13 protein-coding genes are annotated in these 12,519 nt (G+C 67.5%); 4 read left to right on the top strand and 9 right to left on the bottom strand.

From position 1 onward, the window contains the following. Positions 1–114: 114 nt before the first annotated feature. The 5 genes from ggt to rsmD form a co-directional block, all read right to left on the bottom strand. A complete protein-coding gene (gene ggt, locus C1932_RS07925; RefSeq protein WP_108761765.1) occupies positions 115–1,854 on the bottom strand; it encodes a gamma-glutamyltransferase in 1,740 nt (579 codons plus the stop codon). Continuing rightward, entirely contained in the window at positions 1,851–2,132 is a 282-nt protein-coding gene (locus tag C1932_RS07920; protein WP_108749298.1) for a YfhL family 4Fe-4S dicluster ferredoxin, read from the bottom strand. The genes ggt and C1932_RS07920 overlap by 4 nt, the downstream gene beginning before the upstream one ends. 132 nt (positions 2,133–2,264) lie before the next feature. Next, positions 2,265–2,756 carry a hypothetical protein gene (locus tag C1932_RS07915; RefSeq protein ID WP_108761764.1) on the bottom strand — a complete coding sequence of 164 codons (492 nt, stop codon included), beginning with the start codon at positions 2,754–2,756 and terminating at the stop codon, positions 2,265–2,267. Between the two features lie 79 nt (positions 2,757–2,835). Then, a complete protein-coding gene (gene coaD / locus C1932_RS07910) occupies positions 2,836–3,345 on the bottom strand; it encodes a pantetheine-phosphate adenylyltransferase (RefSeq protein ID WP_005409091.1) in 510 nt (169 codons plus the stop codon). 26 nt (positions 3,346–3,371) lie between these two features. Further along, positions 3,372–3,950, bottom strand: a complete 579-nt coding sequence (gene rsmD, locus C1932_RS07905; RefSeq protein WP_108761763.1) for a 16S rRNA (guanine(966)-N(2))-methyltransferase RsmD — start codon at positions 3,948–3,950, stop codon at positions 3,372–3,374. Positions 3,951–4,613: 663 nt separating this feature from the next. Between rsmD and htpG the strand changes: the two genes are divergently transcribed. Then, positions 4,614–6,503, top strand: coding sequence for a molecular chaperone HtpG (gene htpG, locus C1932_RS07900; protein ID WP_108761762.1), 1,890 nt, complete (start codon positions 4,614–4,616; stop codon positions 6,501–6,503). Positions 6,504–6,662: 159 nt separating this feature from the next. Here htpG and C1932_RS07895 read toward each other — a convergent pair whose 3' ends face one another. After that, positions 6,663–6,962 carry a flagellar basal body protein gene (locus C1932_RS07895; protein WP_108763384.1) on the bottom strand — a complete coding sequence of 100 codons (300 nt, stop codon included), beginning with the start codon at positions 6,960–6,962 and terminating at the stop codon, positions 6,663–6,665. 129 nt (positions 6,963–7,091) lie between these two features. On the opposite strand from C1932_RS07895, the gene ftsY reads away from it, so the two are divergent. The 3 genes from ftsY to C1932_RS07880 all read left to right on the top strand — a co-directional run bounded on the left by ftsY (position 7,092) and on the right by C1932_RS07880 (position 9,885). Next, complete coding sequence (ftsY, locus tag C1932_RS07890; protein WP_108761761.1) at positions 7,092–8,402, top strand: signal recognition particle-docking protein FtsY; 1,311 nt, start codon at positions 7,092–7,094, stop codon at positions 8,400–8,402. An 83-nt stretch (positions 8,403–8,485) separates the two neighbouring features. Next, positions 8,486–9,610 carry an A/G-specific adenine glycosylase gene (mutY, locus tag C1932_RS07885; RefSeq protein ID WP_108761760.1) on the top strand — a complete coding sequence of 375 codons (1,125 nt, stop codon included), beginning with the start codon at positions 8,486–8,488 and terminating at the stop codon, positions 9,608–9,610. A 5-nt stretch (positions 9,611–9,615) separates the two neighbouring features. Beyond that, positions 9,616–9,885 (top strand): oxidative damage protection protein, encoded by a 270-nt coding sequence (locus tag C1932_RS07880; RefSeq protein ID WP_108752794.1) that lies wholly within the window; start codon positions 9,616–9,618, stop codon positions 9,883–9,885. Between the two features lie 35 nt (positions 9,886–9,920). On the opposite strand, the gene C1932_RS07875 is transcribed toward C1932_RS07880, so the two are convergent. The 3 genes from C1932_RS07875 to C1932_RS07865 form a co-directional block, all read right to left on the bottom strand. Further along, the gene (locus C1932_RS07875) at positions 9,921–10,370 is read right to left on the bottom strand and encodes a DUF6491 family protein (RefSeq protein ID WP_108761759.1); all 450 of its coding nucleotides are present in this window, start codon (positions 10,368–10,370) and stop codon (positions 9,921–9,923) included. Between the two features lie 187 nt (positions 10,371–10,557). Beyond that, on the bottom strand, positions 10,558–11,271 hold the full coding sequence (gene lolD / locus C1932_RS07870; protein ID WP_108761758.1) for a lipoprotein-releasing ABC transporter ATP-binding protein LolD: 714 nt from the start codon (positions 11,269–11,271) through the stop codon (positions 10,558–10,560). Further along, a complete protein-coding gene (locus tag C1932_RS07865; RefSeq protein ID WP_108752791.1) occupies positions 11,264–12,505 on the bottom strand; it encodes a lipoprotein-releasing ABC transporter permease subunit in 1,242 nt (413 codons plus the stop codon). The genes lolD and C1932_RS07865 overlap by 8 nt, the downstream gene beginning before the upstream one ends. Positions 12,506–12,519: the final 14 nt, after the last annotated feature.

The following is a 12,519-nucleotide window of genomic DNA, read 5'->3' as shown; positions in this document are numbered from 1 at the left end:
GATTATCAAACGGCTGCCGTTAAATAATCGCTAGCCGGAAAATGGAAAACCCCGCCGGGTGGCGGGGTTCGTGGCATTGGGCTTCACCGGGCGTGGCCCGGCGCTGCCCGCATTTCAATGCGCCGGCACGACCTGGGCGCTGCCCACCGGGTTGCGCGGATCGCTGCCACCGAACAGCTTGTTGGCCTTGCGGTCCCATTCCACGGTCTGCAGGTTACCCCAGACGTGGCTGGAACCGCGGCCACCGGCGGCGACGTCGCCCGGAAGGTCGATCTTGTGGCCCATCGCCTGCAGCTGCTTCACCGTGTCGGCGTCGAAGGCATCGCTCTCGGCCTCGATCAGGTCGGGCAGCCACTGGTGGTGGTAGCGCGGCAGCGCAGCGACCTGCTGTGCATCCAGGCCAGCGTCGTAGCCGAGGATGCCCAGCAGCACCATGGTGATGATGCGGCTGCCGCCAGGCGTACCGAGCACGACCACCTTGTCGCTGTTTTCCATGAAGGTGGGCGTCATCGAGCTGAGCATGCGCTTGCCCGGCTTCGGTGCGTTGGCCGCATAGCCCATCACACCGAAGGCATTGGGGGTGCCCGGCTTCAGCGCGAAGTCGTCCATTTCATTGTTCAGCAGCACGCCGGTGCCCTTGGGAATCAGGCCCGAGCCGTACAGCAGGTTCACCGTCTGGGTGGCGCCCACGCGGTTGCCATCGCGGTCGATGATCGAGAAATGAGTGGTTTCGTCATCTTCCAGCGGGGTCGGGTTGCCCGACAGCAGGTCGCTGGGGGTGGCCTTTTCCGGGTGGATGGTGGCGCGCAGGCCCTGGGCGTAGTCCTTGCTGGTCAGCACCTTCTGCGGAATCTGCACGAAATCCGGGTCGCCCAGGAAGAAGGTGCGGTCGCGGTAGGCGCGGCGCATGGCTTCCACCACCAGGTGGGTGCGGTGCGCGGCATCCATCTGCTTGATGTCCCAGCCTTCCAGGATCTGCAGCATGCTGGCCAGGGCGATGCCGCCGGACGACGGCGGCGGCGCGGTAGTGATCTTCCAGCCGTTGTAGTCGAACACGATCGGCTCGCGCAGCTTGACCTGGTAGCCGGCCAGCTCATCGGCGGTCCACTTGCCACCGGCCTGCTTCACCCCTTCCAGCAGCAGCTTGCCGGTCTGGCCCTTGTAGAAGCCATCACGGCCGCCGGCCGCCAGGCGTTCCAGGGTCTGTGCCAGTTCGGGCTGCTTGAACAGATCGCCGGTGGCGATCGGCTTGCCATTGCGCAGGTAGACCTCGCGCGTGCCGGGGAAACGCTCCATCACTTCACGGCGCGAGGCGTAGCCCTTGGCCATGCGCTCGTACACCGGGAAGCCGTCGCGGGCGATGCGGATGGCCGGCTGCAGCGAGGTGGCCAGCGGCAGCTTGCCGTGCTTGGACGAAAGTTCCACCAGCGCGGCCGGCAGGCCCGGAATGCCCGCCGACCAGGGCCCGTTCACCGAGCGGTCGCGGTCCAGGTTGCCCTGCTTGTCCAGGAATGCCTGCGGCGTGGCCGCGGCCGGCGCGGTTTCGCGCGCGTCCAGCATCACGTCCTTGCCGGTGGCCGCGTCGTGCAGCAGGAAGAAGCCACCCCCGCCGAGGCCGGAGCTGATCGGTTCAACCACCGCCAGCGTGGACGACACCGCCACGGCCGCGTCGAAGGCGTTGCCGCCCTGGGCCAGGATGTCGATGCCGGCCTGGGTGGCCAGCGCATGGCCACTGGCCACGGCCACCCCATCGGGGCGCTCGGCGCGGGCGGGGGTCTGGGCAGGGCTTTCAGCCCAGGCCTGGGGGGCCAACAGCAGGCCGAGCAGCAACAAGGGGCGGACGATCAGCTTCATTCGGATGGGGGCTCCGCATAGAGTTCGGGATGATCGTTCTGCAGCTGGCGCAGCTTGGCCAGCAGCTGGACTTCCGTTTCCACGATATCCGGGTCCGGGTCGATGCATTCGACCGGGCAGACGACCACGCACTGGGGTTCGTCGAAATGACCCACGCATTCGGTACAGCGTGCGGGATCGATCACGTAGATGGTTTCACCCATCGAAATGGCCTGGTTCGGGCAGGCCGGCTCGCATACGTCGCAGTTGACGCAGAGCTCATTGATTTTCAGCGACATGGCGATACTCCTCGCCCGCGCCTTGGGACAAGGACCGGCACGCGCGGGCGCGCGCACCGGTCAGTTCATCGGCGGCACCCCTTGCAGGACGCCGCCCGGGCCACGCCGCAGCGTGGCCGCCACGGCTCGGTCTTACTTGGCTTCGACGAAAATGTACTCGGCGCCGGTCGGCTGCACGGCAGCCTGCACGCGGGCATTGTCGGCCGACTGGCCGATGAAGACGACGCGCACGCCCTTCATCGAATCCGGCGACACGTCCTTGAACACGGCCTGGATCATGTCAGCCATCTTGCCCGAGGCCGACGAACCGAAGGCCAGCATGTTGCCCGGCTGCACGCCACGGGCCACGGCCTGGGTCGCGCTTTCGGTCTGGCGCTCGTACTTGGCCTGGAAGTCCGGGTCCGATTCCGGCGAGAGGTAGTACAGGAACGGGCTGTTGCTGATGTTGCCCATGTTCTGGATGGCCACTTCCTGCAGGTACTTCTTCCAGCCTGCATCGTCGTCCTTGGCCGGAGCGACCAGGGCCTGCTTAGCCTCTTCGACCGGAGCAGCCTCTTCCTTCTTGCAAGCGGTGAAGGCCAGGGCAAACGAGGCGATCAGCATCGCGCGCATGGTGGTGTTCATGGGTTTCCTCCCGAGATGGTGCGTGTTGGTGTACGTAATGGGGGTGCGTGGTACTACAGGAACGGCCGCTTGGCAGCGGTTACGACTGTGCCGCCTTCGCTTCGCGGACCTTGCGCAGCGCTTCGAGCACGGCGGCCGGCACGAAGCCGGACACGTCGCCACCCAGGCGCGCGATCTCGCGGACAAGCGAGGACGAAATGAAGCTGTGCTGTTCGGCCGGGGTCAGGAACAGGGTCTCGACCTCGGGAATCAGGTGGCGGTTCATGCTGGCCATCTGGAATTCGTACTCGAAATCGGACACCGCGCGCAGGCCGCGCAGCAGCACCCCGCCCTGCACCGAGCGTACGAAATGGGCCAGCAGGGTATCGAAGCCGATGACCTCGACATTGCCATGGTGGCCCAGGGCGCCCCGGGCCAGCTGCACGCGCTGCTCCAGCGGCAGCGCCGGCCCCTTGGACGGGCTCTGCGCCACGCCCACCACGACCTTTTCAAACAGCGGCGCGGCCCGGCTCACCAGATCGATGTGACCATTGGTGATGGGGTCGAACGTGCCGGGGTAGACGGCAATGCGGCGGTTGGCCACGGTCATGGGCGGTTGCAGATGTTCAGATGAAGTCAAAGTGTAGCAGCGGCGCGGCGGTACAGGGCAAAGCGGACTTCGCGGGTGGCGCCCTCGCGGTGCAGCAGCCATTCCGGCGGCAGCAGCGGCGCGTGCCCGGCCGGCGATTCCAGGTATAGCCAGGCATCGGCAGCCAGGTGCCGCGGCAGCTGGGCCAGCACGTCCTGCCACAGACCATCGGCGAACGGCGGGTCGATGAACACCAGGTCGGCCTGCTGGGCCGGCGCGCCCTGCAGCCAGCGCAGGGCATCGGCCTGGACCACGGTGATCTGGTCGGTGGCCTGCAGCTTGGCCACTGCGGCGGACAGGTTGCGCCCCAGCTGGGCATCGCGCTCGACCAGGGTGGCGTGGGCGGCGCCGCGCGAGACGGCCTCCAAGCCCAGCGCGCCGCTGCCGGCAAACAGATCCAGCACACGGGCACCGGCCAGCCTGGGCATCAGCCAGTTGAACAGGGTTTCGCGCACGCGGTCGCTGCTGGGCCGCAGGCCCGGCAGGGTCGGCACCGGCAGGCGGGTATTGCGCCAGCGCCCACCAATGATGCGGACCTGACCATCATTGCCCCCACGGCCGCTCACCGGCGCCCCCTCAGGGGGTGGTTCAAGAAATTCAGCATGGCGGGGATTGTAGTTCGGCCGGGCTTTGCCCGGCACCCGTAGAGGCAAGAGCAACAGCAACAGCGGGCATTCCGTGGGATGGCGGGGTGGGTCCGGTTGAGGGGGACGCTGCAAGTACGTCCATGTAAGCTCGGTCGCCGCATCCATGCGGCTCACGCCCCCTCAACCGGACCCACCCCGCCTTCGACAGTTTCCTGCGAACTGTCGGAACGGCACCGGGGTCGGATCCCGTTGCTCCGCAACGGGCTCTGACCCCAGATTTGTATAGGTAATTGACAGATTTCATCCACGCATGGCGTGGATCTACCGTGTCGACCAAGGTCGACACCTACCAACAGCCGCGGGGAGCTGTCAGAGGTGGGGCGGTGTGGGTGGGCAGGACCGCAGGCGCCATGGATGGCGCCTACGAGCCCCCATGGACGGGTTTACGGCGTGTCCTGCCCACCCACACCGCCCCGCCATCCCACGGATAGCCCGCTGTTGCTCTTGCTTCGGCTGTTGCATTTGCCTCGGCAGGTGCAGGGCGCAGCCCTGCCCGATCAACCCCTTGATTTCGGGACAATCAGCCATACCCCTTGGCCAGGCCGCACGCGCTGGCGCGGCATTGCACACGGAGCCCTATCGATGACCGAGACCCCCCAGACCGAAACCCTTGGCTTCCAGACCGAGGTCAAGCAGCTGCTGCAGCTGATGATCCACTCGCTGTACTCGAACAAGGAGATCTTCCTGCGCGAGCTGGTCTCCAACGCCGCCGACGCCGCCGACAAGCTGCGCTTCGAGGCCTTGACCCAGCCGGCCCTGCTGGAAGGTGACAGCGAGCTGCGCGTGCGCGTCAGCTTCGACGCCGCCGCCCACACCATCACCATCGAAGACAACGGCATCGGCATGAGCCGCGCCGAAGCCATTGCCCACCTGGGTACGATTGCAAAATCCGGCACCGGCGACTTCCTGCGCCAGCTGTCCGGCGACCAGAAGAAGGATTCGCAGCTGATCGGCCAGTTCGGCGTCGGCTTCTACAGCGCCTTCATCGTCGCCGACGAAGTGGAAGTGACCTCGCGCCGCGCCGGCCTGGCCGCAGGCGAAGGCGTGCGCTGGACCTCGCGCGGCGAAGGCGATTTCGAAGTCGCCACCGTCGACAAGGCCGAGCGCGGCACCCGCATCGTGCTGCATCTGAAGGACGGCGAGCAGGACTTCGCCGACGGCTGGCGCCTGCGCAGCATCCTGAAGAAGTATTCGGACCACATCGGCCTGCCGATCCAGATGCCGAAGGAAGGCGAAGAAGGCGCCGCGCTTGAATGGGAAACCGTCAACCGCGCCAGCGCGCTGTGGACCCGCCCGCGCACCGAGATCAGCGACGCCGAGTACTCCGAGTTCTACAAGCACGTGGCGCACGACCACAGCGATCCGCTGGCCTGGAGCCACAACAAGGTCGAAGGCAAGCTGGAATACACCTCGCTGCTGTACGTGCCCGGCCGCGCGCCGTTCGACCTGTACCACCGCGATGCGCCCAAGGGCCTGAAGCTGTACGTGCAGCGCGTGTTCGTAATGGACCAGGCCGAGCAGTTCCTGCCGCTGTACCTGCGTTTCATCAAGGGCGTGGTCGATTCCAACGATCTTTCGCTGAACGTCTCGCGCGAAATCCTGCAGTCCGGCCCGGTCATCGATTCGATGAAGGCCGCGCTGACCAAGCGCTCGCTGGACATGCTGGACAAGCTGGCCACCGACAAGCCCGAACAGTACGCCAGCTTCTGGAAGGAATTCGGCCAGGTGCTGAAGGAAGGCCCGGCCGAGGACTACAACAACCGCGAGAAGGTGGCCGGCCTGCTGCGCTTCGCCTCCACCCGTGGCGAGGCCGATGCGCAGAGCGTGTCGCTGGCCGATTACATCGCGCGCATGGCCGAAGGCCAGGACAAGATCTACTACCTGACCGGCGAGAGCTACAGCCAGGTGCGCAACAGCCCGCACCTGGAAGTGTTCCGCAAGAAGGGCGTGGAAGTGCTGCTGCTGACCGATCGTATCGACGAGTGGCTGATGGGCTACCTGACCGATTTCGACGGCAAGGGCTTCGTCGATATCGCCCGTGGCGACCTGGACCTGGGCGCGCTGGAAAGCGAGGCCGACAAGCAGGAACAGGAAGCGGCCGCCAAGGACAAGCAGGCCCTGGTGGAGCGGCTGAAGACGGTGCTGGGCGATGACGTGGCCGAAGTGCGCGTGTCGCACCGCCTGACCGATTCACCGGCGGTGCTGGCCATCGGCGAACAGGACCTGGGCCTGCAGATGCGCCAGATCCTGGAAGCCAGCGGACAGAAGGTGCCCGACAGCAAGCCGGTGCTGGAGATCAATCCGGGCCACCCGCTGATCGCCAAGCTGGATGCCGAAGCCGATGGTGCGCGCTTTGACGATCTGGGCCGGGTGCTGTTCGACCAGGCCGCGCTGGCCGCCGGTGACAGCCTGAAGGACCCGGGTGCCTATGTGGCCCGCCTGAACAAGCTGCTGCTGGAACTGTCGGCCTGACCGACGCGGTTGCCGCCGGGCATGGCCCGGCGCAACCGCGCCCTGGTAGATGCCAACCTTGGTTGGCATGGCTGCTGTGGTAGGTGCCAACCTTGGTTGGCACACCAAGAGCGTGTCAACCAAGGTTGACACCTACCAAGGCGGGGGGGGGCGGTCGGCTCAGGCGTTGCGATCCAGCAGGGTGCCCAGCATCTGGTCCTGGCGGCGCACCAGCGCGGCGTTGGCAGCGAAGGCCACCGCCTCGGTTCTCGCCGCCAGCAGGTCGCCCAGCGGCGCGCTGGGATCGGGCTCGGTGATGGCCACCTCGGTCTCCACCCCACCCTGCTCCATCGCGCTGCGCTGCACCTGCAGCCGTTGCGCATCCGGGGTCGCCAGATTGGCCACGTTGTGTGCGGCCACCTGCACGCCCTGCTGGGCGGCGCGCATGCCGGAAAGAGCGGTTCCCATCACGCTGTTCATGTTGGCCTCCGGGCCGCCCAACGCAGCCCTCCGTACCCGTTAGCGGCCGGTCGGCCGCAACCTTCAGTCCACATCGGCCCGACAGGCCCGAGTGGTAGCATATCCCCCTGATTTCAGCGCCTTTTGCCAATGCTCAGTTTTTTCCGCCGCAAGAAGCCCCAGGACGCCGCCGCACCGGACGCGCCCAAGACCCAGCACTACTCGGCTGAAGAGCTGGCGGCGGCGTTCCCGTCCGCCGCCCCGGCCGAAGACGCGCCCACCGCTGCGGTGGCCGAAGCCGTAGCACCTGCACCGGCACCGGCACCGCAACCGGCCCCGGTGCCGGCGCCCGTCGCCGAAGCGCCCGCCGTGCCGGCTGCACAGCCCGCTGCGCAGCCGGTCATCGCCGCCGAGGACGTACAGGCCGAAGCGCTGGCCGCCGCCGCTGTGCTGGCGCCGCTGGCCCCGGTCGTTCCGGCCGAAGCGCCGGTCGCCCCGGCCGCCGATCTGCCGGCCCCGGTGGATGCCCCGCCGGCCCCGGCCGGCAAGCCCGGCTGGCGCGAGCGCCTGCGCAACAGCGTCATCGCCCGCAGCTTCGGCGGCCTGTTCTCGCGCAACCCCAAGCTCGACGACGATCTGCTGGACGAGCTGGAAACCGCCCTGATCACCGCCGACGTCGGCGTGGGTGCCACCACCGATCTGGTGGAAGGCCTGCGCAAGCGCATGAAGTCGCGCGAATTCGCCGATGCCAGCGCCCTGCTGGCCGCCCTGCGCAGCGAACTGATCGCGATCCTGCAGCCGGTGGCGCAGCCGCTGGTGATCGACCGCAATGCCAAACCGTTCGTCGTGCTCACCGTCGGCGTCAACGGCGTCGGCAAGACCACCACCATCGGCAAGCTGGCCAAGCGCTTCAAGGATGACGGCCACAGTCTGATGCTGGCCGCCGGCGATACCTTCCGTGCCGCCGCGGTGGCGCAGCTGCAGGCCTGGGGCGAGCGCAACGGCGTGGCCGTGGTCGCCCAGGGGCAGAACGCCGATGCCGCCTCGGTGGCCTACGACGCGCTGCAGGCCGGCAAGGCCCGTGGCACCTCGGTGCTGATTGCCGACACTGCCGGCCGCCTGCATACCCAGTCCGGCCTGATGAACGAGCTGGGCAAGATCCGCCGCGTGCTGGGCAAGATCGATGAAACTGCCCCGCACGAAGTGCTGATGGTGATCGACGGCACCACCGGCCAGAACGCGCTCTCGCAGCTGCGCCAGTTCAATGCAGCGGTGAAGGTGACCGGCCTCGTGGTGACCAAGCTGGACGGCACGGCCAAGGGCGGCGTGGTGTTCGCGCTGGCCCGCGAGTTCGGCATTCCGATCCGCTTCGCCGGCATTGGCGAGCGCCCGGAAGACCTGCGCGTGTTCGATCCGGAAGCGTTCGTCGACGCGCTGCTGCCTGAAGCACTGGGCGCCTGATACACCGTGCAGCCACGCATGGCGTGGCTCTACTGCAATTCGGTAGAGCCACCCCACGGGTGGCTGCCTCCCCCGGAACACACATGCCCCGCCAGCCGCACGCCAGCGCCGACACCGCCCAGCACGATCGCTTCGTCGGTCGCCTGCTGCACTGGTTCGACGCCCACGGCCGCCACGACCTGCCCTGGCAGCATCCGCGCAGCCCGTACCGGGTCTGGCTGTCGGAAATCATGCTGCAGCAGACCCAGGTGGCCACGGTCATCCCGTACTTCCATCGCTTCCTGCAGCACTTCCCGACCCTGCCCGACCTGGCCGCCGCCAGCAACGATGCGGTGATGGCGCAGTGGGCCGGGCTGGGCTACTACGCCCGCGCGCGCAACCTGCACGCCGCGGCCAAGCGCTGCGTGGAGCTGCATGACGGCGACCTGCCGCGCGATTTCGATGCGCTGCATGCCCTGCCCGGCATCGGCCGCAGCACGGCCGGCGCGATCCTCAGCCAGGCCTGGAACGACCCGTTCGCCATCCTCGACGGCAACGTCAAGCGCGTCCTCAGCCGTTACCATGGCATTGAAGGCTTTCCCGGCCTGCCGGCCATCGAGAAGCAGTTGTGGGAGCTGGCCGAGGATCATGTCCGCCACGTGCCCGCAGGCCGCATGGCCGATTACACCCAAGCGCAGATGGATCTGGGCGCGACGGTCTGCAGCCGGGCCAAACCTGCCTGCGTGATCTGCCCGCTGCACGACGACTGCGTGGCCCGACGCGAGGGTCGCACCGCCGAACTGCCCACCGCCAAGCCCAGCAAGACCCTGCCCGAGCGCGAAGCGGTGGCCCTGCTGCTGCGCGATGCGCGCCAGCGCGTGCTGCTGCAGAAGCGGCCGGACACCGGCATCTGGGCCCAGCTGTGGACCCTTCCGCAGGCCGACGCCGGCAGCGCGCTACAGGACTGGTTCGACGCCAACGTCGACGGTTCGCTGGAAGATGCCGAAGAACTGCCGCTGCTGCAGCACACCTTCAGCCACTACAAGCTGCACCTGCAGGTATTGTCGCGACAGGTGCGCGGCCTGCGCGTGGAAGAGCCCACGCTGCGCTGGGTGGCCGCCGAAGAACTGCCCGCGCTGGGCCTGCCGGCACCGATCCGCAAGCTGCTGGATGGCGCCAGCCCCAAGGCGCCGAAACGAAAGACCCCGAAATCCCGCAACCACGAGTAACCACCATGCCCCGAACCATCTTCTGCCAGTACGAACAACGCGATGCCGAGGGCCTGGACTTCGTGCCCTACCCCGGTGAGCTGGGCCAGCGCGTGTTCAACCACATCGGCAAACCGGCGTGGACGGCATGGCTGGCGCACCAGACCATGCTGATCAATGAAAACCGGCTGTCGCCGCGCAAGCCGGAGCATCGCGCGATGCTGGAGGCGGAACTGGTGAAGTTCCTGTTCGAGAAGGACGCCGAAAAGCCGGCCGGGTTCACTCCCGAAGCCTGAGCCGCGTTCCGCCGGGCATGGCCCGGCGCTACCGGTTATTTCGCGGGTTCTTCGCGCTCCTGCACCTGCGCCTGGCGCATTTCCTTTTCCTCCGCACGCAGTGCCTTCACGTCCAGCTTGCGGATGGTCTTGATGAAGCACGGCATGCGCGGGCCACCGGTGGGATCGCGCACCAGCACCTTGTCGAACGGCGCGCTGACCCGGCCCATGTGGCTGGTCAGGCCAATGGCCGGGGCAAAGGACAGATCCGGGCAGGGCCCGGTCAGTTCCAGCAGATAGGCCTCGCTGGGCTTGGTCCAGACCGCCAGCGCACTGTCACCCAGTTCGGTCCAGCCATTGAGCGTGCCGAAGAACTGCATGTCCTTCTGCGGCGCGCCAGCGTGGGCGCGATAGAGATCCAGGCGCTCGGCACTGCTCAGCCGACCGGTGGTGGCACAGGCGGCCAGGGCCAGGCACAGCCCAGCCAGCAACACGGGGGTCTTCATCGGCATCTCCTCGGGGAAGTGCGCACATCATGCGCCCCGCCGGGCAACGCCGGCGCGACGATCAGCTGCCCGATTCAGCCGCTGGTCGGCGAGCCCCGCCCGCACGCTGCATTGGTAGGTGCCCACCTTGGTGGGCACACCCCGCCCCGGTAGGCGCCCACCTTGGTGGGCGCAACGCACACACCACTCAAACCTCGGCGTGCGCCAGCGCGTGCAGCCGCCCTTCGCGCAGCTCCAGCACCCGGTCCAGGCGCCGGGCCAGGCTGCGGTCGTGGGTCACCAGCACCAGGCTGGTATGGCGCGCGCGGTTCAGTTCCAGCATCAGCTCGAACACCGTCGCCGCCGTGCGGTCATCCAGATTGCCGGTCGGTTCGTCACCCAGCACGCAGGCCGGGTGGTTCACCAGTGCGCGTGCGACCGCCGCACGCTGGCGCTCGCCACCGGACAGCTCGCCCGGCTTGTGGTCCAGGCGATGGCCCAGGCCAACGGCCTCCAGCAGCGTGGTGGCGCGCGAGCTTGCTTCGGCCACGGCGGTGCCGGCCAGCATCACCGGCATCATCACGTTTTCCAGCGCAGTGAATTCGGGCAGCAGGTGGTGGAACTGGTAGACGAAGCCCAGCGCCTGGTTGCGCAGCAGGCCACGGGCGGTGTCCGACAGCGCCGACATGCGCTGGCCGGTCACGTACACCTCGCCGGCGCTGGGCACGTCCAGTCCGCCCAGCAGGTGCAGCAGGGTGCTCTTGCCGGCGCCGGAAGCACCGATGATCGCCACGGTCTCGCCGGCGTTCACCCGCAGGTCCAGGCCATCGAACACCGGGGTCTGCATGCGGCCTTCGGCGTAGGTCTTGCCCAGCGCCTCGGCACGGATCACTTCATCGCCGCGGTTGACGATCTTATTCATAGCGCAGGGCCTCGGCCGGCTGGGTGCGTGCGGCCCGCCAGGCGGGGTACAGGGTGGCCAGGAAACTCATCAGCAGCGCGATCAGGGTGATCGCCACGATGTCGCCGGTCTGCATGTCGGTGGGCAGGCCGGTGATGTAGTACACGTCTTCCGGCAGCAGCTTCACGTTGAACACCGATTCGATCGCGCCCAGGATGCGTTCCAGGTTCAGGGTCAGGGTGATGCCGCCGATCAGGCCGGCCAGGGTGCCGAAGATGCCGATCAGCGAGCCCTGCACCATGAACACCTGCATCACCCCGCCCGGCGTCAGGCCGAGCGTGCGCAGGATCGCGATGTCGGCCTGCTTGTCAGTCACCAGCATCACCTGCGAGGACACCAGGTTGAACGCGCCCATGGCGATGATCAGCGACAGCAGGATGCCCATCACCACTTTTTCCATGCGCAGCGAGTGGTACAGGTTGGCGTTCTGCTGGGTCCAGTCGCTGACCCGGTACGCCCCGCCCAGGTTCTGCGCCAGGTCCACGCCCACTTCCAGCGAACGGTCCATGTCGTGCAGCTTCAGGCGCACGCCGGTGGCGCCGTCACTGCGCAGCACGCGCTGCAGATCCTGCATGTTGGCAAAGCCGACGCCGCGGTCCACTTCGTTGTAGCCGGCCTCGAAGATGCCGCTGACCGTGAAGCGTTTCATGCGCGGCACCGCACCGGCGGGCGTGCCCTGCACTTCGGCGAAGGTGACCAGCACCTGGTCGCCCACGTCCACGCCCAGCCAGATGGCCAGCTCCTTGCCCAGCAGCAGGTTGAAGCTGCCCGGCTTGAGGCTGTCGTAGCTGCCCTTGACCACCTTCTGGTCGATCACCGACACCTTCGGTTCCAGCGCCGGGTCGATGCCCTGCACGATGGCACCCTGCACGCGCGGGCCGCTGATCATCGACTGGATCTCGATGTACGGCGCGGCGCCGGCCACGCGCGGGTCCTTGCTGGCCACGTCCACCACCCGCATCCAGTCGGGCATCGGTTCGCCGTCACGGCTGATGGTGGTGTGGGCGGTCATCTGCAGCAGGCGGCTGCGGATTTCCTTCTGGAAACCGCTCATGACCGCCAGGGTGGTGATCAGCACCGTAACGCCGAGCGCAATGCCCAGGATCGATGCCATCGAGATGAAGGAGATGAAGCCGTTGCGGCGCTTGGCGCGCAGGTAGCGCAGGCCGATGGCCACGGGGATGGGTTTGAACATGCAGGCACGCCGGT

It is taken from the genome of Stenotrophomonas sp. YAU14D1_LEIMI4_1 (assembly GCF_003086815.1).
Taxonomy (GTDB): Bacteria; Pseudomonadota; Gammaproteobacteria; order Xanthomonadales; family Xanthomonadaceae; genus Stenotrophomonas.
This window is presented reverse-complemented; position numbering and strand designations above follow the sequence as displayed.